At 63.5% G+C, this 22273-nt stretch carries 27 protein-coding genes; 17 read left to right on the top strand and 10 right to left on the bottom strand.

Annotation, left to right across the window (positions count from 1 at the left end):
* Positions 1–79 precede the first annotated feature (79 nt).
* On the top strand, positions 80–898 hold the full coding sequence (locus tag HMPREF2690_RS11480) for a DedA family protein (protein ID WP_070614472.1): 819 nt from the start codon (positions 80–82) through the stop codon (positions 896–898).
* A 206-nt stretch (positions 899–1104) separates the two neighbouring features.
* On the opposite strand, the gene HMPREF2690_RS11475 is transcribed toward HMPREF2690_RS11480, so the two are convergent.
* The gene (locus HMPREF2690_RS11475; RefSeq protein WP_070820952.1) at positions 1105–1941 is read right to left on the bottom strand and encodes an NAD(P)-dependent oxidoreductase; all 837 of its coding nucleotides are present in this window, start codon (positions 1939–1941) and stop codon (positions 1105–1107) included.
* Between the two features lie 20 nt (positions 1942–1961).
* On the opposite strand from HMPREF2690_RS11475, the gene hemL reads away from it, so the two are divergent.
* Genes hemL through HMPREF2690_RS11435 form a run of 8 tightly spaced genes read left to right on the top strand, consistent with a single transcriptional unit; the run spans position 1962 to position 9223 of the window.
* Positions 1962–3284 carry a glutamate-1-semialdehyde 2,1-aminomutase gene (gene hemL / locus HMPREF2690_RS11470; protein ID WP_070820951.1) on the top strand — a complete coding sequence of 441 codons (1323 nt, stop codon included), beginning with the start codon at positions 1962–1964 and terminating at the stop codon, positions 3282–3284.
* On the top strand, positions 3281–3910 hold the full coding sequence (locus HMPREF2690_RS11465; protein ID WP_246819552.1) for a histidine phosphatase family protein: 630 nt from the start codon (positions 3281–3283) through the stop codon (positions 3908–3910). The genes hemL and HMPREF2690_RS11465 overlap by 4 nt, the downstream gene beginning before the upstream one ends.
* A gap of 9 nt (positions 3911–3919) precedes the next feature.
* Positions 3920–4507: a TlpA family protein disulfide reductase gene (locus HMPREF2690_RS12315; protein WP_070820950.1), complete on the top strand. Its 588-nt coding sequence runs from the start codon at positions 3920–3922 to the stop codon at positions 4505–4507.
* On the top strand, positions 4508–5281 hold the full coding sequence (locus tag HMPREF2690_RS12310) for a cytochrome c biogenesis CcdA family protein (RefSeq protein WP_070820949.1): 774 nt from the start codon (positions 4508–4510) through the stop codon (positions 5279–5281). It begins immediately after the preceding gene.
* A complete protein-coding gene (locus tag HMPREF2690_RS11450) occupies positions 5282–6943 on the top strand; it encodes a cytochrome c biogenesis protein ResB (protein WP_070820948.1) in 1662 nt (553 codons plus the stop codon).
* A gap of 26 nt (positions 6944–6969) precedes the next feature.
* Positions 6970–7980 carry a c-type cytochrome biogenesis protein CcsB gene (gene ccsB, locus HMPREF2690_RS11445; RefSeq protein ID WP_070820947.1) on the top strand — a complete coding sequence of 337 codons (1011 nt, stop codon included), beginning with the start codon at positions 6970–6972 and terminating at the stop codon, positions 7978–7980.
* Positions 7980–8978, top strand: coding sequence for a UDP-glucose 4-epimerase GalE (gene galE, locus HMPREF2690_RS11440; RefSeq protein WP_070820946.1), 999 nt, complete (start codon positions 7980–7982; stop codon positions 8976–8978). The genes ccsB and galE overlap by 1 nt, the downstream gene beginning before the upstream one ends.
* On the top strand, positions 8975–9223 hold the full coding sequence (locus HMPREF2690_RS11435) for a helix-turn-helix domain-containing protein (RefSeq protein WP_070421722.1): 249 nt from the start codon (positions 8975–8977) through the stop codon (positions 9221–9223). Before galE ends, HMPREF2690_RS11435 begins: the two co-directional genes overlap by 4 nt.
* A 222-nt stretch (positions 9224–9445) precedes the next feature.
* Here the strand turns inward: HMPREF2690_RS11435 and HMPREF2690_RS11430 are convergent, their stop codons facing one another.
* Positions 9446–9712: a hypothetical protein gene (locus HMPREF2690_RS11430; RefSeq protein ID WP_070820945.1), complete on the bottom strand. Its 267-nt coding sequence runs from the start codon at positions 9710–9712 to the stop codon at positions 9446–9448.
* Positions 9713–9751: 39 nt separating this feature from the next.
* On the opposite strand from HMPREF2690_RS11430, the gene HMPREF2690_RS11425 reads away from it, so the two are divergent.
* On the top strand, positions 9752–10063 hold the full coding sequence (locus HMPREF2690_RS11425) for a DUF4229 domain-containing protein (protein ID WP_070421723.1): 312 nt from the start codon (positions 9752–9754) through the stop codon (positions 10061–10063).
* 60 nt (positions 10064–10123) lie between these two features.
* On the opposite strand, the gene HMPREF2690_RS11420 is transcribed toward HMPREF2690_RS11425, so the two are convergent.
* Genes HMPREF2690_RS11420 through HMPREF2690_RS11400 form a run of 5 tightly spaced genes read right to left on the bottom strand, consistent with a single transcriptional unit; the run spans position 10124 to position 14866 of the window.
* Positions 10124–10882, bottom strand: a complete 759-nt coding sequence (locus tag HMPREF2690_RS11420; RefSeq protein ID WP_070421724.1) for an ATP-binding cassette domain-containing protein — start codon at positions 10880–10882, stop codon at positions 10124–10126.
* Positions 10883–11944, bottom strand: coding sequence for an ABC transporter permease (locus HMPREF2690_RS11415; protein WP_070820944.1), 1062 nt, complete (start codon positions 11942–11944; stop codon positions 10883–10885).
* A complete protein-coding gene (locus HMPREF2690_RS11410; RefSeq protein ID WP_070820943.1) occupies positions 11941–12930 on the bottom strand; it encodes a substrate-binding domain-containing protein in 990 nt (329 codons plus the stop codon). Before HMPREF2690_RS11410 ends, HMPREF2690_RS11415 begins: the two co-directional genes overlap by 4 nt.
* A 37-nt stretch (positions 12931–12967) precedes the next feature.
* Positions 12968–13870, bottom strand: coding sequence for an AEC family transporter (locus HMPREF2690_RS11405; RefSeq protein ID WP_070820942.1), 903 nt, complete (start codon positions 13868–13870; stop codon positions 12968–12970).
* A 9-nt stretch (positions 13871–13879) separates the two neighbouring features.
* Positions 13880–14866 (bottom strand): 1,4-dihydroxy-2-naphthoate polyprenyltransferase, encoded by a 987-nt coding sequence (locus tag HMPREF2690_RS11400; protein ID WP_141761250.1) that lies wholly within the window; start codon positions 14864–14866, stop codon positions 13880–13882.
* A 48-nt stretch (positions 14867–14914) separates the two neighbouring features.
* On the opposite strand from HMPREF2690_RS11400, the gene HMPREF2690_RS11395 reads away from it, so the two are divergent.
* Genes HMPREF2690_RS11395 through HMPREF2690_RS11380 form a run of 4 tightly spaced genes read left to right on the top strand, consistent with a single transcriptional unit; the run spans position 14915 to position 18377 of the window.
* A complete protein-coding gene (locus HMPREF2690_RS11395; RefSeq protein ID WP_070820940.1) occupies positions 14915–15754 on the top strand; it encodes a glycosyltransferase in 840 nt (279 codons plus the stop codon).
* Positions 15755–15791: 37 nt separating this feature from the next.
* A complete protein-coding gene (locus HMPREF2690_RS11390; RefSeq protein ID WP_070421730.1) occupies positions 15792–17168 on the top strand; it encodes a TrkH family potassium uptake protein in 1377 nt (458 codons plus the stop codon).
* Positions 17161–17853 (top strand): potassium channel family protein, encoded by a 693-nt coding sequence (locus tag HMPREF2690_RS11385; RefSeq protein WP_070421731.1) that lies wholly within the window; start codon positions 17161–17163, stop codon positions 17851–17853. Before HMPREF2690_RS11390 ends, HMPREF2690_RS11385 begins: the two co-directional genes overlap by 8 nt.
* 32 nt (positions 17854–17885) lie before the next feature.
* Positions 17886–18377, top strand: coding sequence for a carboxymuconolactone decarboxylase family protein (locus HMPREF2690_RS11380; protein ID WP_246815277.1), 492 nt, complete (start codon positions 17886–17888; stop codon positions 18375–18377).
* 28 nt (positions 18378–18405) lie between these two features.
* Here the strand turns inward: HMPREF2690_RS11380 and HMPREF2690_RS11375 are convergent, their stop codons facing one another.
* A complete protein-coding gene (locus HMPREF2690_RS11375) occupies positions 18406–18753 on the bottom strand; it encodes an ArsR/SmtB family transcription factor (RefSeq protein ID WP_070820939.1) in 348 nt (115 codons plus the stop codon).
* A gap of 82 nt (positions 18754–18835) precedes the next feature.
* Here HMPREF2690_RS11375 and arsB point away from each other — a divergent pair, with 82 nt between their 5' ends.
* Positions 18836–19915, top strand: coding sequence for an ACR3 family arsenite efflux transporter (gene arsB / locus HMPREF2690_RS11370; RefSeq protein WP_070820938.1), 1080 nt, complete (start codon positions 18836–18838; stop codon positions 19913–19915).
* Positions 19916–19924: 9 nt separating this feature from the next.
* Positions 19925–20332 (top strand): arsenate-mycothiol transferase ArsC, encoded by a 408-nt coding sequence (locus tag HMPREF2690_RS11365; protein ID WP_070421734.1) that lies wholly within the window; start codon positions 19925–19927, stop codon positions 20330–20332.
* Between the two features lie 4 nt (positions 20333–20336).
* Here the strand turns inward: HMPREF2690_RS11365 and HMPREF2690_RS12240 are convergent, their stop codons facing one another.
* Entirely contained in the window at positions 20337–20492 is a 156-nt protein-coding gene (locus tag HMPREF2690_RS12240; RefSeq protein WP_167594490.1) for a hypothetical protein, read from the bottom strand.
* Positions 20493–20746: 254 nt separating this feature from the next.
* Between HMPREF2690_RS12240 and HMPREF2690_RS11360 the strand changes: the two genes are divergently transcribed.
* Positions 20747–21604, top strand: a complete 858-nt coding sequence (locus HMPREF2690_RS11360; protein WP_070614949.1) for a class I SAM-dependent methyltransferase — start codon at positions 20747–20749, stop codon at positions 21602–21604.
* Positions 21605–21954: 350 nt separating this feature from the next.
* Here the strand turns inward: HMPREF2690_RS11360 and HMPREF2690_RS12450 are convergent.
* Positions 21955–22273 (bottom strand): GNAT family N-acetyltransferase (locus HMPREF2690_RS12450; protein ID WP_246819551.1); only part of this gene is annotated, 319 nt, incomplete at its 5' end.

The raw sequence follows: 22273 nt of genomic DNA, 5'->3' as shown, positions 1-22273 counted from the left end.
TAGTGCTGTCAAAATGCTAGCACTGATGGGCGATGTGTGGCTAGGGGCAAATGTGGGTTCTCCGCTAGGTTGATCACCTATGGAACAACACGCCAACGAGCGCGACACCGCCGAATTTGCCGAAGCCGCCGAAGCTGCCGGCGCTGCTGATGCCGCGGCACCCACCGAACCCGCCGAGAAGGAATGGTGGGAAGAAGAAGGCCTGCCCTGGAACGGCAAACCCACCAAAGCCGACTACTGGTGCCTGGCCTGGTTTGGCTTCGTCGGCATCTTCGGCCTGGCGATGATCCCGCTGCGTGCATGGCTACTCGGCCTGCACCCGCCGGTCCTGCTGGCACTGACCGGCTCGCGCGTCGGCGCCGCCTCCACCGGTGCGCTCGCCGCGGTGGGGGAGGCGCCCCACTGGCTGATCTACCTGCTCGTCGGGTCCTTGGTGAATATCAAGTTCGACTGGATCTACTGGTGGGCCGGCAAACTCTGGGGTCGCGGCATCCTGGACGTGCAGGCGGCGAACTCGAAACGCGCGGCGAAGAACATCGCACGCGTGGAAGGGTGGGCGATCAAACTCGGCTGGATCGGCATCTTCCTGGCGTACGTGCCCATTCCGTTGCCGATCGCATTCGTCGTGTTCGTGTTTATGGGTATCTCGGGTATGCCGTTGTGGAAGTTCATGGTGCTGAACTTCATCTCCAAAACCCTCTGGTCGTTCCTCTACCTTGGACTGGGCTGGTGGATCGGTGAGCCGGTCGTGGAGGTCCTAGACCAGTACGCCAAGGTGGCCAACTGGGTTGCGATTGCGCTGTTGGTCGTGGTGTTTTTCGGTATCTTCCGCAACCAGTCGAAGAAGAAAGGGCGCGCCGTCGAGGCCGTGGGCAACGAGCTCGAGGCAGGCAAGTAGCGAAAATGGTCGCCAACGCAAAATAGTTCCACGCTCCCGGTTGGGGCGTGGAACTATTTTCGTTCTGGTTGCCGTCTTCCCTGGGGAAAGTGAATTTTCTTGCCGGTCGGGGTGAAGAAAGTTCCCCGAGCGGGAACTTTCTTCACTTAAAGGGCAGGGGCGGAGCAAGGGCAGGGGCGAGGGCGACGGAGGGCAGGCACCCGCCCCTACCGGTTGACCACGACGGTGGAGAAGTCCTCGTCGCCGCGGCCGGCCTCCTGCTGCTCCTCCAGGGAGGCAAGCGCTGCGGCGACGGCCGGCAGGTCCTTGTCGGCGGTGGCCAGCATGAGGCGGGCGTCCTTGGCGATGGCGTCGGCGGTGAAGTCGCCAGGCGAGGTGGAGCGCTCGCCCAACAGGAATGGGCTCTTCATGTTCACGATGAACTCCAGGCCGGTCGAGCCGAGCATGTCCACAACCTGCTCCGGCGCCAGGCCCTGCGACTCGCCCAAAGCCAACGCCTCCTTGAAGCCCTGGATGGTGACGGCCAGGGCCAGGTTGGCCAAGAGCTTGCCGGTGGCGGCGGCTGGGGCCGAATCGACAACCTTCAAACGCTCCGGGTTGGCGGCGGCCCAGGGGGCGACGACTTCGGCGACGGTGGCTCGTCGAGAAGCATCGGCTCCACCGACGTAGACGCCCAACTTGCCTGCGCGGGCGGGTGGCAGGGAGCCGACTACCGGGGTGTGGACGTAGCCGGGGACGGCGGCGGCGAACTCAGCGGCGTCCTCCGGGGAGATGGTGGTGGAGTCGGCCCAGGTCACGCCCTCGGGGATGAGGGACGGTTCGATGACGACCTCGCGGACGGTGTCCGGGCCGAACAACGACGTAATGACAAGGTCCGCGCCCTTGACGGCCTCCTCCGGCGTCTCGGCGGCACGCGCGCCACGTTCGACCAGGGGAGTGGTCTTTTCGGCGGTGCGGTTCCACACGGTCAGCGAGTGGTCGTCGACAAGTTTGAGCGCGAGCTCAGTTCCCATACGGCCAAGGCCTAAAAACGCAATTTTCATATGGCCTACGATAGACAACCATGACTTCCCAGAACCCGACTTCAGGCAATACGCAGCGTTCGGCCGAATTGTTCGAGCGCGCGCAACGTTTCACACCGGGCGGGGTGAACTCGCCTGTGCGCGGGTTTGGCTCGGTTGGCGGCCAGACTCGCTTCATCCAGAGTGCGCATGGCTCGCAACTTATCGACGTCGACGGCAACAAGTACGTCGACCTCGTCTGCTCCTGGGGCCCGATGGTGCACGGCAACGCCCACCCGGAGATCATCGACGCGGTAGAGAAGGCCCTGGTTAACGGCCTGAGCTTCGGTGCGCCGACGGAGGCTGAGATCGAGATCGCCGAGCACATCGTCTCCCGCACGTCCGTGGACGAGGTGCGCATGGTCAACTCCGGCACCGAGGCCACCATGTCTGCTGTGCGCCTCGCCCGCGGCTTCACCGGCCGTCCGAAGATTCTGAAGTTCGAGGGCTGCTACCACGGCCACGTTGACGCGCTGCTGGCGTCCGCGGGCTCCGGTATTGCGACGTTCTCCCTGCCGGACTCGCCGGGTGTAACCGGTGCACAGGCGGCGGACACGATCGTCGTGCCGTACAACGACATCGAGGCCGTCGAGCGCGCCTTCCGTGAGAACGAGGGTCAGATCGCGGCGATCATCACCGAGGCCGCCGCCGGCAACATGGGCACCGTCGCGCCGCAGAACGACTTCAACGCGAAGCTCAAGGAGGTCGCACACCTCAACGGTGCGCTGCTCATTATCGACGAAGTGATGACCGGCTTCCGCACGTCCTACTCCGGTTGGTACGGCGTGGATAACGTCGCCGGCGACCTGACCACCTTTGGCAAGGTCATCTCCGGCGGCCTGCCGGCAGCCGCGTTCGGTGGTCGCCGCGACATTATGGAGAAGCTCGCGCCGAACGGCCCCGTCTACCAGGCAGGCACCCTGTCCGGTAACCCGGTTGCCATGGCGTCCGGCCTGGCATCGCTGCGTCTGGCCAACGAGAACATTTACCCGACGCTGAACCGCAACGCGGATACGCTCGCGCAGCTGCTTCACGACGCCCTCATCCGTGAAGGCGTCGCCCACCACATCCAGCGCGCCGCGACCATGCTGTCCGTGCGTTTTGCTGAGGGCGAGGGCCACAACTTCGCCGACATGCAGGCAGCGGACACGTTCCGTTACGCACCGTTCTTCCACGCCCTGCTGGACGCAGGCGTGTACGCCCCGCCGAGCGCGTTCGAGACCTGGTTCGTCTCCACCGCGCTGACCGACGAGGACTTCGGCCGCATCGAGGACGCCCTCGGTGCCGCGGCGAAGGCAGCCGCCCAGGCGGTGGCGCCGGAGTGAGCGACGCGTTGAACCCGGGCGGGCAGTCCCGGACGATTGTGCACCTGGTACGCCACGGGGAGGTCTACAACCCGAAGAAGATCCTCTACGGGCGGATGCCGGGCTACCACTTGTCGTCGCGAGGTAAGTCCATGGCGCTGGTGACCTCGAAGTTTTTCGAGGGCCGCGACGTGACGTACCTGGCGGCGAGCCCGCTCGAGCGCGCGCAAGAAACGGCGCAACCGATCGCGGAGGTCACCGGCTGCGAGATCCAGACTCGCGAGGACATCCTCGAGGCAGGCAACACCTTCGAGGGCCTACGTACCAAGGGCTGGCGCACCCAGTTGGCCAATCCGATCCGCTGGCGCCACATGACCAACCCGTTCAAGCCGAGCTGGGGCGAGTCCTACGACGCCATCTTGGAGCGCATGTGGGACGCCGTGCTCGACGCCCGCGACATCGCCGAAGGCCACGAGGCCGTCATGGTCAGCCACCAGCTGCCCATTGTCATGGTGCAGCGCCAGGTGCAGGGTAAGACGCTGGCGCACATGAGCCGCCAGTGCGACCTGGCCAGCGTGACGTCACTTGTGTTTGAAGGTGGCCGTGTTGTTGACTGGGCCTACAACACCCCAGCCCAGGAGATCTAGGTAAACACCATGACGAAGAAGCGGAAGCTTATCGCCACTGCGTGCTGCGCGGCGGCGCTGGCGCTTTCGGCCTGCTCAAGCTCGTCGGCGGACCAGGGCGGAACCTTCTCGTTCCACTCCCCGGGTGGCCAGACGGAGATCACCTACGACGAGGCGGAGCGCAAGCCCCTTGCCGGTTTTGAGGGCGAGTCCCTCATGGAGCCAGACCAGACGATCGCACTGTCGGATTTTGAGAACCAGATCGTGGTGCTCAACGCCTGGGGCCAGTGGTGCGCGCCGTGCCGTGCGGAGGTGGATGACCTCGAGGAGATCCAGCAGCACCTGCAGGCCAACGGGCAGGGCACCGTGCTGGGCATCAACGTGCGCGACAGCAACGCGGAAATTGCCCGGGACTTCGTCAAAGACAACGGCGTGACCTACCCGTCCATCTACGACCCGCCGTTTAAGACCGCCGCCTCGCTCGGTGGCGTGCCGTCCTCGGTGATCCCGACCACGATCGTGCTGGACAAGCAACACCGTCCGGCCGCGGTGTTCCTGCGCGGGGTGACTGCGGATGACATCATCGAGGTTGTTGACCGTCTCGCCGGGGAGGCTTAGGTGGGCCTTGCCGACATCGTCACCGACGGCCCGCTGCTGTTCGGCCTGCTTGCTGCCGCGCTGGCCGGGTTGGTGTCGTTCGCATCCCCGTGCGTGATCCCGCTGGTGCCGGGTTACATCTCGTATCTGACCGGCGTGGTCGGCGGCGAGATGACCATGGACGACAAAGGCCCGCGCGTGGCCCGCAAACACTGGGCCGTCGCCGGTGCCGCGATGTTGTTCGTCGCCGGGTTCACGGTTGTGTTCTTGCTGGCCACCGTCACCGTGTTCGGCGCAGTCAGCGCCATTGCACTCAACGCGCAAACGCTCACCCGCATCGGCGGGGTGGTCACCATCCTCATGGGCCTGGTGTTCATGGGTGCGGTGCCGGCGCTGCAAAACGACACCCGCATGCAGCCCAAAAAGTGGACCACGATCCTTGGCGCGCCGCTGCTCGGCGGTGTGTTCGCGCTGGGGTGGACGCCGTGTTTGGGGCCGACGTTGGCGTCGATCATCTCGGTGTCGGTTGGCACCCAGGGGCTTACCGCAGCCCGCGGCGTGCTGCTTGTCGTCGCGTATTGCATCGGCCTAGGCCTGCCATTTCTGCTGGTGGCGTTGGGGTCGTCGAAAGCTGTGCGCTCCATCGACTTTCTAAGCAAGCATTCGCGCGCCATCCAGATCGCAGGCGGCATCGCCATGATCCTCGTCGGGCTTATGCTGCTCACCGGCGCATGGGACGCGTTCATCGGCTGGTCGCGCCAACTCGTCGACGGTTTCGGAAGGACGATCATCTAAATGAAGACGGCACAAACCTGGCTGCGCAAGGCGTGGCACTGGCTCACCAGCATGCGCACCGCACTCATGCTGCTGTTCATCCTCGCGCTCGCGTCCGTGCCGGGTGCTCTGCTGCCGCAGCGCCAAGTCAGCGCAACGCTTGTCGACGACTACCTGCGCGCCAACCCCACCATGGGGCCCATCTACGACCGCCTGCAGCTCTTCGACGTCTTCAACTCCACCTGGTTTGTTGCCATCGTGCTGTTGCTGGTCATCTCCCTGATCGGCTGCATCATCCCGCGCTCCATGGACCACTGGCGGGCCTACAACGCCAAGCCGACCCGCGCTCCGCGCTACCTGTCCCGCATGCCAATGCATACGGAGGGTGTGGTTGAGGGGGACGAGGGGGTCGTCGCAAAGCAAGTGCGCGACAAGCTCAAGCGCTGGCACGTCGCCGAATACCAACCCGACGAGGACCGCGCGGGCGTGTTCTCCATCTCGGCGGAACGCGGCTACACGCGTGAGTTGATGAACCTGATCTTCCACATCGGCATCGTCGGCATGATCGTCGCCTTCGCCGCAGGCCGCATGGTGTTTTACGAGGGCCAGGCCATCGTGATCACCAACTCCGAGCACGAAAACGCCATCCCCGTCGAACAGCCCCGCGTGTTCTGCAACACCTCGCCCGCCAACTTCGACGTGTTCCGCGCCGGGCCATTTTTCGACGGCACCGGCCTGACCCCCTTCTGCTTCGAATCACAAGACTTCAAGGCGAAATACCTCAACAACGGCCAAGCCAACGAGTTCTCCTCGGACGTGACCTACACCGACGACCTCAACGCGCCGCAGGACGAATGGGATCGCGCCACTCTGACCGTCAACGGCCCGCTGCGCATCAACGGCGACCGCATCTACCTGCAAGGCCACGGCTTCGCCCCGCAGATCACCATCACCTGGCCGAACGGGGAGACCCGTACCCAGATGGTGCAGTTCCGCCCCACGGACGTGACCACGTTCCTGTCGTCTGGCGTGATGCGTTTCGATCCACCGGCCGGCATGTACCCGGATTTGGGGGAGCGCCGCAAGAACCAGATCGCCATCGAGGGCAACTTCGCGCCCACCGCCAACTGGACCGGCCCGAACGGCGACCAGTTGCAGTCCGCCTTCCCCACGATGGATGACCCGGCGATTTCCGTCGACGTCTACGTCGGTGACGCCGGCCTGGATACCGGCCGCCCGCAGAACATCTTCACGCTCGACCAGGCGCTCGTCGCCGAAGGCCTGCTGCAGAAAGTCACCCGCGTCCAGCTGACCCCGGGCTCCGAAGCCACCGTGGACACCGACGGCGGCGAGGTGAAGGTGCGTTTCGACGGCGCCGCCGAATACGCCAACTACCAAATCTCGCGCGACACCACCCAGATCTGGGCGCTGATCGCCTCCACCGTCATGCTGCTCGCACTCGCCGGCTCGCTGGCCATCAAACGCCGCCGCATCTGGGTCCGCCTGCACCCGTCCGACACGCCGGGCCACACCGCCGTGGAAATCGCCGGCCTCGCCCGCACAGACCGCGCGGGGTGGGGACGCGAGTTCGACGAGCTCGCAGCAGAGCTTCTTAGCGACGATTCACACCTCGAACGTCGCGAAGACAAAGAAGAATTTGACCCCTATGACCTTGGAAAATAGGTGCCCGGTGGAGTAGGTTAAGACCTATGCTTGTCAACACCACCATGGCGGAGCTGTCCGACCTGACATTCCGCACCGCATTCATCATCTACATCGTGGCGCTGATCATGTCCTTCATCTACTACGGACGCGTCACGGCAGTCATCGACGTCCGCCGCGAAGCCCTGGCGGAGAAGGCCGAAAAGGCAGAGAAGAAGGTGTTGGTGGGAGCTGGCGGGCCGGATGTCGTCGATACGCAATCGGCGCTCGACGACTCGGAGTACACCGCCAAGGTAGCCAGCGCCCGCAAGTGGGCCGGCATGACCCAGGCGCTGGTCTGGGTGGGCGTGGCACTGCACGTGGTGGCGTTTATCACCCGTGGCCTCGGCGCGAAGCGTTTCCCACTGGGCAACCTGTACGAGTACATCCTGTTCATGACCGCTGTGATCATGGTCGTTGCCGCCGTGGTGGTGCAGCGCAAGGGCTGGCACACCATCTGGCCGTGGCTGCTGTTCCCAATGGTCATCGCGATGTTCCTCAACTCCACGGTGTTCCACATGCAGGCCGCCCCGGTGGTGCCGGCCCTGCAGTCCTACTGGCTGCCGGTCCACGTGTCCTCCGCGGCGATCGGCGCATCCATCGGCTTGGTTTCCGGAGTGTTCGCCCTGCTGTACCTGCTGCGCATGTGGCAGCCCCGCGGCGAAGAGCACGGCTTCTTCGGCGCTATTGCACGCCCGCTGCCGTCCGCGAAGACGCTTGACCAGATGGCCTACAAGACCGCCGTGGTCACCCTGCCGCTTTTCGGCATCGGCATCGTCTTCGGCGCCATCTGGGCCGAGGTAGCCTGGGGCCGCTTCTGGGGTTGGGACGCGAAGGAAACCGTCTCCATGATCACCTGGATCCTCTACGCCGCCTACCTCCACGCCCGCGCTACCGCCGGCTGGAAGTCCACCGCAGCGGCGTGGATTAACGTGTTCGCCATGGCGATGACAATCTTTAACATGACCTACGTCAACACCGTGATCGCGGGTCTGCACTCCTACGCAGGGCTGAACTAGTGAAGGTGCTGATCACCGGCGGTGCCGGTTACATCGGGTCCACAATTGCGTCCTGCTGCGATGATGCCGGCATCACGCCGGTAATTCTGGACGATTTTTCCACCGGACTGCGCACCTTCGGCGAGCGCTTCGACTGCTACGAGGGCGACGTCGCTGATGTCGCCTTGCTCGAGCGCGTGTTCACGGACCATCCCGATATCTTCGCGGTGATCCACTGCGCCGCCAAGATCGTCGTCCCCGAGTCCGTCGAGCGCCCCCTGTTGTACTACGACAACAACGTGGCCAAAGCCATCACGCTGCTGTCCATCATGGAGCGCTTCGGCGTGCGCCGCTTCATCCTGTCGTCCACCGCGTCCATGTACGAGCCGGGCCCCGACTACATGGTCGACGAAACCAGCCCTGTAGACCCGCAAAGCCCCTACTCCGCGTCGAAGTGGTTGTTGGAGCGAGTGCTTCGCGACGACACCGCCACCGGCCACCTCAACGCCATCGCCCTGCGCTACTTCAACCCCATCGGCGCCGACCCGGCCCTGCGCACAGGCCTGCAGAACCCGGTCCCGTCCCATGCGTTGGGCAAGATGATCTCCGCCTACCGCGCCGGCGAGACCTTCACCGTCACCGGCGTTGATTGGCCGACCCGCGACGGCTCCGGCCTGCGCGACTACATCCACGTTTGGGACCTCGCCCGCGCCCACGTCGCCTGCCTGCAGCGTTTCGACGACATCTCCACCGGCTACGACGTCATCAACCTCGGCACCGGCCAGGGCACCACCGTCTTCGAACTCGCCGAGGCCTTCGGTGAGGCCACCGGCACCCCACTGTCCGTGGCCACCGGCCCGGCCCGCCCCGGCGACGTAGTCGGCTGCGCCACCCGCACCGACAAAGCCCACGACGTGTTGGGCTGGACCCCCGAACGCTCCATCGCCGACGGGGTGCGCGACTCCCTGGCCTGGTCTGAGAAACTCCCCGCCGTTCTGGAACAAGAGGCCAACCGATGACCAAACCCCGCAACAAGCAGGGTAAACCCGCCAGCGACGATCCGGTGCTCATCGCCCTCGGCGAGCAGATTGCCTCCAGGCGCCGCGCTTCGGGGCGTTTGCAGCAGGACGTCGCCGACGCCGCCGGCGTGTCCCGCTCCACCCTGCACACCATCGAGCACGGCGGCGCCGGCGTTCGGTGGGAGAAGGTCATCTCGGTGGCCCACACCCTGGGCCTGAAGGTTGTCCTGGCGGAGTCGGACTGACACTTTCCGCCGGAATCTGTCAGCGCACCGCATTGCGCCTGGTCAGAAATCGGACCTGACAGATTTCGCAAAATCTGTCAGGGAGGGACAAATAGTTCCACGCCCGCGCCGGAACCCGGGAACTATTTGCGCGATCTCAAAAACCGACCTGGGGGAAGTGAAATATTTCTCCTCCCAAACCCAAGAAAGTTCCCGGGCGGGGAACTATTTGCAAACCCGCCCCTAGTCCAGTTCACCGCGGCGCCGGCGGCGTTCTTCATCCTCGCGGCGTTTGCGTTCGGCTTCTTCGCGGGCGCGGCGCTCCTTGAACCGGTTCTTCTCGATGTTCCAGAGGAACTCTTCGTCATCGTCAGGACCTTTAATGACCGGCTTTTGGGGCTCCTGAGTGCCGCGCTGGCTGCCGTAGCGCTGCGCGGAGCCGGGGCCAAAGGCGCGCCACATGAGGATGACGGCCAGGATGATCAGTGCAAGGAGTAGCAATCTTCCCATGGTTTTAAACATACTTGCCCGCCGGTTAGGGTTAGCCATGTGAATGAGGAAACTTCTCCGCAGGTAGATCCGCAGGCTAAGTCGCGCGCGAATAGGGCGGTCGCGGTGTATGGCGTGTTGCGGTTGGTGTTGTTCATTGCGCTGACGGTTGTGATTCAGCTCTTCGCAGTGCTTATCGACGCCCCCGTGCCCGTCATCATGTCCGCCCTCCTTGCCCTTATCGTGGCGTTCCCGCTGTCCATGCTGGTGTTTAAGCGCCAGCGGTTGGAGGCGAACGCGGCGGTGGCGGAGCTGAAGCGCCAGCGCGATGCTCGCAAGGAGTGGATCCAGAGCGAGCTCGCGGACCGCTAGAGGCGCCGGCAGCGCAGCGCGGACAGTCGGCGCGAGCAGCCAGGGCGCCGATAGCCGTCGCTAGCGGCCGAGTTCGTGGCTGAGCGCCTCGAGTTCGCCGCCGCCGGCCATTTGGTGGGTGAGCTCGTCGAGCGTGACGTTCTCGCGGGGTTCATCGAGTTCCTGGCGGCCGAGTTTCAGGATGGTGAAGTGGTCACCGACCAGGTAGGCGTGGTGGGGGTTGTGGGTGACTAAGACGACGGCGATGCCGCGGTCGCGAGCGGCCGCCACGAAGCGTAGGACCACGCCGGATTGTTTGACGCCGAGGGCGGCGGTGGGCTCGTCGAGAATAAGCACGCGGGCGCCGAAGTAGACGGCACGTGCGATGGCGACGACCTGGCGTTGGCCGCCGGAGAGGTTGCCGGCATCGACGTCGACGTCGGGGATGTCGATGCCCATTTCGCGGAGTTGTTCGGCGCAGATCTGTTTCATTTCGGTGTCGCGGAGTGCACCGAAGCGGCCGGTGAGTTCTTGGCCGAGGAAGAAGTTGCGCCACACGCTTAACTCGTCGACGATCGCGAGCGTTTGGTGCACGGTGGCGATGCCGGTGTCGATGGAGTCGCGGGGGGAGGTGAAGGTGGTGGGGGTGTCGTCGATAAGCAATTCGCCCGATGTGGGCTGATGGAGCCCGGCGAGGATCTTGATCAGCGTGGACTTGCCTGCGCCGTTGTCGCCGAGGACACAGGTGACTTCGCCTTCGCGGACGGTCAGGTTCACGCCGCGCAGGGCGTCGAAGCTGCCGTAGGACTTGGTGATGTTTTTCAGTTCAATGACAGCCACTTAGCGCCCCTTGGTGTATTTGGCGAAGGACGTGTTGGTGAACACGGCGAAGAGCAGCGTTGCGCCGAGGAAGAACTTGAACCAGTCGGGGTTCCAGCCGGCGTAGACGATGCCCTGGTTGGTCAGGCCGAAGATCAGCGCGCCGATGGCGGTGCCCACTGCGGTGCCGCGGCCGCCGGTCATGGCGCAGCCACCGATGACGGCGGCAATGATGTAGAGGAATTCGTTGCCCACGCCTTGGCCGGCTTGGATGGAGTCGAAGGCGAACAGAGTGTGCATGCCGACGAACCAGGCGGCGAAGCCGACACCCATGAATAGCAGGATCTTCACGCGGCGAACCGGCACGCCGACGGCGCGGGCTGCGTCCTGGTCGCCGCCGACTGCGGTGATCCAGTTGCCGAACTTGGTGCGAAATAGCACGAACGATGCGATGGCGACGAACAGGATCCACCACAGCACGGTCACGTTGAGGGTGACGTCGCCGATGTTGAAGGTGCCGGCGAAGACTTTGCGGGCGGACGGGAAGCCCTCCATGTCGGCGATGGTCGGCGTGGCCACCTGGCCGGTGATGAACTTAGTTAAGGCGAGGTTGAGGCCCTGCAGCATGAGGAAGGCCGCCAGGGTGATCAGGAAGCTCTCGATGCCGGTGCGTGTGACCAGGTAGCCGTTGAGTGCGCCGATGGCCAGGGAGATGCCCAAAGCCATGAAGGCGCCGACCCACGAGTTGAGGTGCAGGTTGTAGTTCAGCATCGTAGCGGCGAGCGCGGCGGTGGTGACGGCGACGCCTGAGGACAGGTCGAATTCCCCGCCGATCATGAGCAGTCCGACGGCGAGCGCCACGATGCCCAGTGTCGACGACGCGTACAACGTGGTCGCAAACGCTTCAAAGGAACGGAACGCGGGCGCGACTGACAGGAAGAACGCGAAGATGGCGATGAAGCCGAGCAGGGACGCGAACTCGGGGCGCCGGATTAGTTTGGATAGGCCGGTGTGGGTGCGTAGTCGGTCGTCGCCGGAGGTTGATTCCTCGCGCGACTCGTCGGCTGTGACGGTAGTGCTCATCGCATACCTGCCTTTGCGGCCTCAGCGACCTTGTCCACATTCGACTTATCGACGAACGACGGCCCGGTGTACACCGGACGACCTCCACCGAGGGTGCCGCCGTTGCGTTTCGCGACCCACAGCGAGTCCACGGCAAGGTAACCCTGCAGGTACGGTTGCTGGTCGACGGCGAAGGCGACGCGGCCGTCGGCGATGGCGTCGACAAGCTCGGCGTTGGTGTCAAAGGTGGCAACCTGCGCCTCGGAGCCGGACTGTTTCACGGATTCGGTGGCGCGCATGGCCACCGGCGCTTGGAGGGCAAACACAGTGTCGAAGCTCTTGTCCTGCGACAGCTTCGAGGTGATCGTGGACTGCACAGAGGTGAGGTCCTGGCCGTTGACGTAGAGCAGTTCGACGTCGCCGCCGAGGCCGTTACGCACGCCGTCGCAACGCGCTTCCTGCGAGGAGTTGCCCTGCTCATGGATGATGCACAGGACCTTCTTCTTGCCTTCTTCCTTGAGGCGCTCGCCGGCGGCGTTGCCCGCCACGGTTTCGTCTTGGCCGAAGAAGCCGGTCATGCCGTAGTCCTGGTACTTGCTCATGCCGGCGTTGAGGCCCACCACGGGGATGCCGTGATCAACGGCGTTGCGGGCCGCCGGGCCGATGGCCTCGGCGTTCGGCATGGTCACGGCGATGCCGTCCACACCGGCGTCCACGGCAGAGCGCACCAGGTTCGCCTGGTTGGGGGCCTGCGGGTCGGAGGAGTAGCGCAGCTCGATGTTGTCTTTTTTGGCTGCGTCCTCGGCGCCCTTGCGCACGAGGTCCCAGTAGGTGTCGCCCGGTGCGCCGTGGGTGACCATGGCGACGACGTAGCGCGGGGTGTCTACGCCGCCGGCGGTGTCTTCGGTGTTTTCTGCTCGCGGGGCGCCGCCTGTCGACGAGCACCCGGCGAGCATCGTCGCAGCCATCAGCGCTGCGGCAACGAGTGTTTTCCGTGCCTTGAGCATTACAAGAGTGTGATCCAAAGCACCCTATTTGTCAAGGTCAAAAGACCCCGGCGATGATCAACATGGCTGGTAGTGCCAGGAATGTGGTGAGGAAGACGGTGTCGCGGCAAATTACTTCGCCGGAGCGGTACGTGGCCGCGTAGTTGTACACGTTCTGGGCGGTCGGCAGCGCACACAGGATCAGGGCGGCGTACATGTCGCTGCCGGTCAAGCCCATTTGCGTAGCGACGATCCACGCCACCGCCGGCATGCCGATGAGTTTGAGGGCGGTAGCGGTGATCGTCGGTAAGCGGTGGCTCTGGAGGACCTTCTCGCCCGTGAGCGACGCGCCGAAACTCATGAGGATCAGCGGGATGGAGGCGCCGCCGAGGATTTCCAAGGGGGCCAGCACCGGTTCGGGCACGGTCCACGAGGAAGCGGACACGGCAAAGCCCGCGAAGGCCGCAACAACAACCGGGGCGGTCAGACCAGCAAGGACCGACTTGAGCACGCCCGACGCGCCGCGGTCCAGACCTGCGATAACGATGGGGGAGAGCACCGCCATCTGCAGCACCAGCGCCGGGATGACGTACGTCGGATCGCCCAGCACATACGTGGCAATGGGCAGGCCGATGTTGACCGAGTTGTAGTAACTCGACGACGCCGCACCCGCCATCGTCTCCGCCGTGTCCTGCTTGAACCACACGGCGCTGATGATCCAGTAAATGATCATCGTGGCCACCGTGGCAATCGCGATGACCAAAATGACCGGGGAGAAAAACGCGTCCGTGTCCGAGACCGCCACTGAGGAGAAGATCAGCGCCGGGGTGGCCACGTAGAACGCGATGCGGTTGAGCTGTAGACGTTGCTCGCCCGGTCCAATGACGCCTTTGTGAGCAAGCCACCACCCCGCTGCGATGACAGTGAAGATGATGGCAAAACCGGTAAGGACGTCAAGCATGCCGTTACCTTAGAACGTCTCCTTCGGGACGTACTCACTCCACCCGAAATCGCTCTCGTTCGGCATGTCGGAGGTGTACGGCACGGGCTCGCCCGCGCCGCCGAAAATCGCTGAGCCCACCGACGCCATGGCCAGGGCTGTCACCACCGACCAGATCAGCATCGCCTTGCCGTTCATGCCCAGCACCGGGATGAGGTCCTTGCCTTCAGCGCCGCTGCGCACCTTCATAATTGCCGCTACCGCAAATGGCAGGGCAATAAACGCCGCAAGCGCAGGCTTTGCAGAGATGGCCAGCACGATCGACATCACGAACGGGACGAGGGTGAGGAAGGTGAAGAGGCGGCGCGAGGAGTCGTCGCCAAGCCGCACTGCAAGCGTGCGCTTCCCGGCCTCGGCATCGGTGGGGATGTCGCGGATGTTGTTGGCCAGGTTCACCGACGCGGAGATCGCACCCACCGCGACGGCGCACAGGAGTGCCTCCCACGACACGAACCCGGTCTGGGTGAACGCCGTACCAATCACGGCGACCAGTCCGAAGAAGATAAACACGGACACTTCACCGAATCCGGAGTATCCGTACGGGCTTTTGCCGCCGGTGTAGAACCAGGCCGCGGCGATGCACAGCGCGCCAACCAGGATGAGCCACCACGCGCCCGAGGCGATGGAGAGGATGATGCCAAACACGGCAGCCACCGCGAACGACGCAAACGCGGCGAGCTTCACATGCTCCGGCTCCGCAAGCCCGGCCGCGGTCAGGCGGGTCGGGCCGGTGCGGTCCTCGTCCGTGCCGCGGATGCCGTCGGAGTAGTCGTTGGCAAAGTTCACGCCGATGATAAGCGCCCACGCCACGATGAACGCCAAGATTGCGTACTCCAGGTCCGCGAGCCCGTAGAGGGCGGCGGCGCCGGTGCCGGCGATGACGGGGGCGAAGGCGTTTGGCCAGGTGTGGGGGCGTGCGGCCTCCCACCAGTGGTGCAATGTGGCGGAATCAGTCATGCACTCCATCATGCACCCTTGCGCTGCGGTGGGCTAGGGTAGTTCGCCATGTGGATTGACTATGCCGTGCGCCAGGGGCTCGTGGCGACGAGCGCGTTTGTGCGGCTGCCAATCCTGAACCACGCCGCGCAACACGCCGATATTGCCTTCCCTACCAGCGGGGATACCGTTATTTCCCTGACCACACACGGCTCGAGGGTGAAGTCGGCGGCGTCCGCGATCGCCTCGCTGCTCGTGGGCACGAAACGCCTGCCGGTGCATTTGTGGCTCGACCCGGTGGACTTTCATGCACCGTGGCCCGCCACCTTGCGCGGGCTCGTGGACCGTGGCCTGCACGTCCATAAGTCCCCCGGCGGCCTCGGACCCCACACGAAGTACTTCGGTACCTTCCAGGAACTACCCGGCCACAGCGTGATCACGGTTGACGACGACGTCCTCTACCCCCGCAACTTCGCCGAAACCCTCCTTGCAGCCGCCGACCCCGCCAACGTCACCGCATTCCGCGCCCACCGCATCACGCTTGATTGCGACACCATTGCCCCCTACAAAAAGTGGCGCCCCGTCCGCACCACCGAGCCATCGCACTTGAACTTCGCCACCGGTGTGGACGGCGTGCTGTACCCACCGAACATGGTGGAGTTCGTCGCTTCCCGCGGCACAGCGTTTCTCGACGTCACGCCTCGCGCCGACGACGTCTGGCTCAACCACTGCGCGCTTCGCGCCGGGTTCCCCGTCCGTCAGGTCTCAGGCCGTCCCGCCTCCTTCCCCTTGGTGCCCGGCTCCCAACGGGTGCGGTTGTCGCGCGACAACCTCGCCGGCGGCAATGACACCCAAATTGCCGCAACCTACACCGCGAAGGACGTGAACCTGCTCCTCGCTGCGGTGTAGTGGGTGTACACGGCGGTGGAGGACTACGCTTTTACGCGTGAGCACACCATCCACCCCACGGTGGTTCCGTCCGGCGCAGCTGACTGCGCTGGGTTTTCTCGTACTGATCGCGTTCGGCACTGCGTTGTTGTGCATGCCGTTCGCCTCAGCCGACGGCACAGCAACGCCGTTCATGGATGCCTTGTTTACCGCCACGTCCGCCACATCGCTGACGGGCCTGGTCACGGTGGATACCGGCAGCCACTGGAGTATCGCGGGCCGCGTCATCGTTATCACGCTGATCCAGGTCGGCGGCCTGGGCATCATGAGTATTGCCTCGCTGACCGGCATGCTGCTGACTGGCCGAGTGAAGTTGCGGTCGCGCTACTCTACGGCTGCTGAAGGGCGTCCGATTTTGGAAGGCGGGGTGCGTGCCACGCTCGTCGCTACGCTATTGCTCACCTTCGCCTTCGAACTGTTTGTTGCAGTGATCCTGTTCTTCCGCTTCATGGTCGAATACGACATGCCGGTCCTCAGCGCGGCGGGCGAGGGGATCTTCCACGCAATTTCCGCGTTTAACAACGCCGGGTTTGGGCTGCGCTCGGACAGCCTGATCTCGTACAACTCGGACGGCTGGATCCTCCTGCCGCTGGCAGGCGCGCTGATGATCGGCGGGCTCGGCTACCCGGTGCTTTCCGAGTTGGTTGGCCGCAGCCGGGAGCGCTTCCGCGGCCTGCTGCGCGGCACACCAGTCAGCGCCCGGAGACTTTCAGTAACCACCCGCATTACCCTTGCTGGCACAACGTTTCTGGTGCTCTCCGCCATGGCGCTCATCGCCGTGCTGGAGTGGCGAGGATTCCTTGCAGACATGTCCACGGGCACGAAGCTCCTCAACGCGTTCTTCAGCGGCGTCACCCCGCGTACCGCCGGGTTCAATTCCATCGACTACGCCGACGCCCACCCGATCACGCTCATGGTCACCGACATCTACATGTTTATCGGCGGCGGCTCCGCAGGTACCGCGGGTGGCATCAAGATCACCACCGCGATCGTGCTGATTGCCGCCATGGCAGCTGAGTTTGGCGGGCGTGACCAGACCACCGTGGGCAAACGCACCGTCCCAAAGTCGGTGGTCCGCCAGGCCATGACGGTCGCCGCCGCAGGCGTTACTGCGGTCACCCTCGGCGTGGCCGCGCTCCGGGTGTTCGACCCCCAGTTCACCGCGGACCAAATCAGCTTCGAGGTCATGTCAGCCTTTGCCACGACAGGCCTATCCACGGGCATTACCTCGTCGCTAAGCGTGCCCTCCCAACTCGTGCTGTGTCTTTTGATGTACCTCGGGCGCATTGGCCCGTTCACTCTCGTGGCGGCGCTTGCCGCCCGTAACGTCGTGCGCAGGTACGACTACCCAGTAGAAAGGCCTTTCATTGGCTAGCTTCCCCGGCTCCCTGTTGCGGAGCAAACAACGCATCGACATCCCACCGGTTGTGGTCATCGGCCTCGGCCGCTTCGGTGGCGCGCTTGCCCACGAACTGACCCGCCACGGCGTAGAGGTCCTCGGCATCGACGTTGATGAGCGACTCGTGCGCGATCATGCGCCATTGCTTACCGACGCCATCGTGGCCGACACCACCGACCTCGAAGCCCTGCGCCAACTCGGTGTCCAAGAAGTGGAACGTGCCGTCATCGGCATCGGCTCCGCGCTCGAGGCATCTATCCTCACCGCCTCGAACCTTGTCGATCTCGGCGTACCTGACATCTGGGCCAAAGCCGACTCCGAATCCCACGCCCGCATCCTGCAACGCCTCGGCGTCGCCCACGTCGTCCGCCCAGAGCACGACACCGGCCGCCGCGTCGCCCACCTGCTCGGCGGACGCTTCCAGGACTTCGCCGAACTTGCCGAGAATTACGGCGTGATCAAGATGGTCCCGCCACGCCCGCTACTCGACGGCCCCTGCGACGCCTCGCGTCTCTGGGACAAACACCGCGTGCAAGTGGTGTCAGTGCGCAACGGCTCAGGCCAGTGGCACCCATTCGCACCAGGCATGGAACTGACCGCTTCCGACCTGGTCGTGCTTGCCGGTGCGCCCGACGACCTGGAGCGGTTCTCACAGCTGTAGGTGGTCTGTTTCTGCTGCGGTGTAGGGGTGTCATGTACCGTCGTGGCATGTCGCACACACCCCGCAAGCCGATCCCCAAAGTTGCTTACGCTCCGATGCTAGGCCTGGAAACCTATGTGCGCGCACGGGTTGAAAAGGACGCGTCACACCTCGTCCAACTTCGTGCATCTGCGTTGAACCAATGTGTTTACTGCCTGGCAATGCACCGACGGGACGCAAGGAAAGATGGCTGGTCCAAGGAGCGCGTCTCGCAGGCGGAGAACTGGACCGACAATCGCGAGCAGTTCACCGAAAAAGAACGAGCCGTTCTCGAACTGACCGATGCAGTGACGAGAATCAACGGCGAGAGCTCCGTTCCGGATGAACTCTGGGAACGCGTCGAGGAGCAGCTCGGCGAAAAGGAAGCACGAAACGTATTGATGGCGATTGTCGCAATCAACGCGTGGAACCGCATCGCCATCACCACCCGGATGGATCCACGAAGCCTTTCACGAGTCGACGCGTTTGACCTCGGTAATGAATGACAAACATTGAAGCCCTGCGCCGTTAGTCTCAGTCCATCTGCAGCACGGCGCGAAGTTCCGCGAATAGCTCCGGGCGCAGCCGGTGTATGACCGTCCTGCCCTGGCGGCTCTTTTCTAGGAGGTCGGCCTCGGTAAGCATTTTGAGGTGGTGGGAAACTGTCGGTTGGCTTAGCCCGGAGCGTTGCGTGAGTTCGTTCACGCTCATCGGCTCGCAGCCCTCTTCGGCGATTCTGGAGAGAAGTTGTAGCCGGCCGGGGTCCGCTAAAACTTTGAACAGGTCCGCGTAACGCGTCGCGTCGTCTTCGGAGAGCAAACCGGAGCCCAGTGAGCAGCAGTCGAGGTCAGTGTTTTCTGGAGTGGCGACGTAATCGTTCATACTTCCTACCTGGTTATATTGGCAGTGATAAATATGAGACTTAGTGTCCGTTTTGAATGCTGTCAATAGATAAGGATTCCAGATGGAAGACGCAACCTCTCAGCCAGTAGAGCGTATGTCGTTTCTTAACCGCTTCCTACCGGTGTGGATCATGCTCGCCATGGCGGCGGGCCTCGCCCTCGGCCGAGCGGTGCCGGGGCTTTCGGGCGCACTCGAGCGCCTCGAAGTCGGAAGCATCTCGCTTCCGATCGCGCTCGGCCTGCTGGTCATGATGTACCCGCCCTTGGCCAAGGTGCGCTACGACAAGACCCGCGAGATTGCCACCGACAAACGGTTAATGACCGTCTCAATCATCTTGAACTGGATCGTCGGCCCCGCGTTCATGTTTGCGCTCGCCTGGATTTTCCTGCCGGATGAGCCGGAGCTGCGCACCGGATTAATCATCGTCGGCCTCGCCCGCTGCATCGCCATGGTACTGGTGTGGTCGGACCTGTCTTGCGCCGACCGTGAAGCCACCGCAGTGCTTGTGTCCATCAACTCGGTGTTCCAGGTTCTCATGTTCGGGGTACTCGGCTGGTTCTACCTACAAATCCTGCCGAGCTGGCTGGGTTTGGAGACCACCTCGGTGGAGTTCTCCTTCTGGGCGATCGTGTCCTCTGTCCTGGTCTTTTTGGGCATACCGCTGCTCGCCGGGCTGCTGTCTCGCATCATCGGTGAGCGCACCAAGGGCCGCGACTGGTACGAAAACACCTTCCTGCCCCGGATCTCCCCGCTCGCGCTGATCGGCCTGCTGTACACAATCGTCCTGCTCTTCTCGTTGCAAGGCGACCAGATCCTCTCTCAACCGTGGACGGTGGCACGTGTGGCGATCCCGCTGCTGTGCTACTTCGTCGGCATGTTCGCTATCGCACTCGTGGTGTCCAAGGCATCCGGGATGGGCTACGCCCAGTCCGCGTCCGTGTCCTTTACCGCGGCGGGCAACAACTTCGAGTTGGCCATCGCCGTTGCGATCGGCACGTTCGGCGCCACGTCCGCCCAGGCGTTGGCGGGCACGATCGGGCCGCTTATCGAGATCCCTATCCTCGTCGGCCTCGTCTACCTCATGCGTGGGATCGGCCCGAAACTGTTCCCGGGCGATCCCACCTTGCCCAAGTTGTCCTAAGGAGGCGTTATGAAGCCCTCAGTCCTGTTTGTGTGCGTCGGCAACGGCGGCAAGTCCCAGATGGCGGCGGCGCTCGCAGAGAAGCACGCGGGTAGCCAGCTCGGCATCCACTCCGCTGGCACCAAACCTGGTACGTCGCTGAATCAGGAATCGGTCGAGGCGATCGCGGAGGCCGGCGCCGACATGTCGCACGGCACGCCCAAACCCATCGATCCCGAACTGCTGCGCAGCGTTGATCGCGTCGTGGTGCTCGGCGAAGACGCGCAGGTAGACATGCCCGACGACGCCCGCGGCACGCTGGAGCGCTGGCGTATCGACGAACCCTCGCACCGCGGCATCGAGGGCATGCAGCGCATGCGTCTTGTGCGCGACGACATTGACAATCGCGTGCGCTCGCTTATCGACGAACTCCTGTAGCGCCCTAGTACGCCGGGATCATCGGGATTCGCTGCTTGTTGCGCAACCTCGTCGCCTGCATGCGCGCCGGCGACGTGCCGCGGTAGTGGGTGGTGGAGGGGGAGGTTGCGTACTTCGGATTACTAGACGGTTTTCGGGAGCGTTGCTTCTCGATCCTCACACCGCCGCATTGTGGCACGAATTACATGGTTGTGCTTTGTGAGTGGAAAGCGGGGGCGAAGCCGCAAGCTCAAGAATGTTTAGGACGTGCGATGCCGTTCCGGTATGAGGGCGAAGCCGCCGTAACCGCGAGGTAAAAGCCCCCTCTCATATGACGCTGATCTTACGGGAAGCTCGGAGGGGGTCTCGATTGATTTCAATATAACTAAAGTTGCGTAACTTAGGCAACGGAATGAGACGTAGGAGGGAGTAACGATGCACGCGGAGACTAACTCACCGCGGTCCGAGACCGCTTCCTGGTTCGCGGATAACCAAGCCAACTGGGATTCACGGGCCCACGCCCACATGTTCGGCAACTACGGCGGTAAAGATGAGTTGATCGCGGACAAGGCAGCTATTAGCGATGTCCTCGCGGTGGACATTGACCGCTTCGGCGACCTCACCGGGAAGTCCGTGTGTCACCTGCAATGCCACGTGGGCACCGACACCATCGGATTTGCCCGCCGCGGAGCCTCCCGAGTCATCGGCGTGGATCTCTCTGCGGAGTCACTCAAATACGCCCGCGAATTCGCCGCCCAAGCCGACGCGGACGTGGAGTTTATCCAGAGCAACGTCTATGACGCTCGAGAAGCGGTCGACGGCGAATTCGATCTCGTCTACACCTCCGCAGGTGTGCTGTGCTGGCTTCCGCAGGTGCGTCGATGGGCGGAGGTCGTCGCAAAGCTGCTCGCTCCCGGCGGCATGTTTTTCATCCGCGACGACCACCCCATGTTCATGACAATCGGAGAGGACGTTTCCCAAGGTCTGCGCATTGAGCAGCCGTATTTTGAAATGCCTGATCCGCTCACCTGGGAGGACGAGGAAAGCTACGTCACCACTCCAGGAGCGCCAAAACTTGCTAGCCCACGCAACCATCAGTGGAACCACTCTCTCGGCGAAATTGTTACTGCGCTCATCGACGCGGGGCTGACCGTCACCGCTCTTGAGGAAACTCCGTACTCCGCGTGGTGCCCGTGGCCGGAGCTGATGGTCGAAGACTCCCGCGGTTTCATCCTCCGCGATAATCCCGAGCGCCTACCACTCCAATTCGCCATTACCGCAACAAAGCCCTAAGAGCCTTTGCCTATCGACGAACCTTCGGTGGGCAGGCAAACCCAAAAGGACACGGGAGGCGATAGTCGAGGTTCACCGAAGGGTTGTATCTAAAAACCATCTGCGATATTCTCGTGTCCACACTGCAGCCGTTGACCCTCCATAAATCAGGAGAGAGCCGAGGACTGCAGTTTTTCGTTATACTCAGCTCATAGCAAACCACTCAAGAGTGGACACCAACGTGAAGAGGCTTCCTCGGTATCTAGCTAGTGTTCTGTTGAGGAGGGGCCCTCGCCGGTGGTTTTGAGTATCAATAACCGTGCGTGCCCCAATACCCACCGAACAGTCCCAACCAACGCGGACTTTCCCACCTAGGAAAGCCGGTACACCTCGTAGTCGCCGGGAACGCCCGCTCCGGGAACATGCGCAAGTCCGAGCCTCACAGCTAGGCCAATCGACGCCTCATTCACAGGGTCGATGATGGCAACGATGGGGAACGTCGGGAAGCGCTCGCGGGCGCTCGCAATCGCGGCGGCTGCGGCTTCCTTGGCGTAGCCCTGGCCTTGCGATTCGGGTGCGAACCGGTAGTAGAGGTTCAGGACTTCTTCGTCGGCTTCCTCGCTGTGTCGTACCCCGGTAAAGCCGATGGTCGCGCGGTCGAGGGTGCGTACCGTGTAGTAGCCCAACTGC

It is taken from the genome of Corynebacterium sp. HMSC034E11 (genome assembly GCF_001835905.1).
Classification (GTDB): Bacteria; Actinomycetota; Actinomycetes; order Mycobacteriales; family Mycobacteriaceae; genus Corynebacterium; species Corynebacterium coyleae.
Note: the sequence above shows the minus strand (reverse complement) of the source record. Positions and strands in the feature narration are given on the sequence as shown.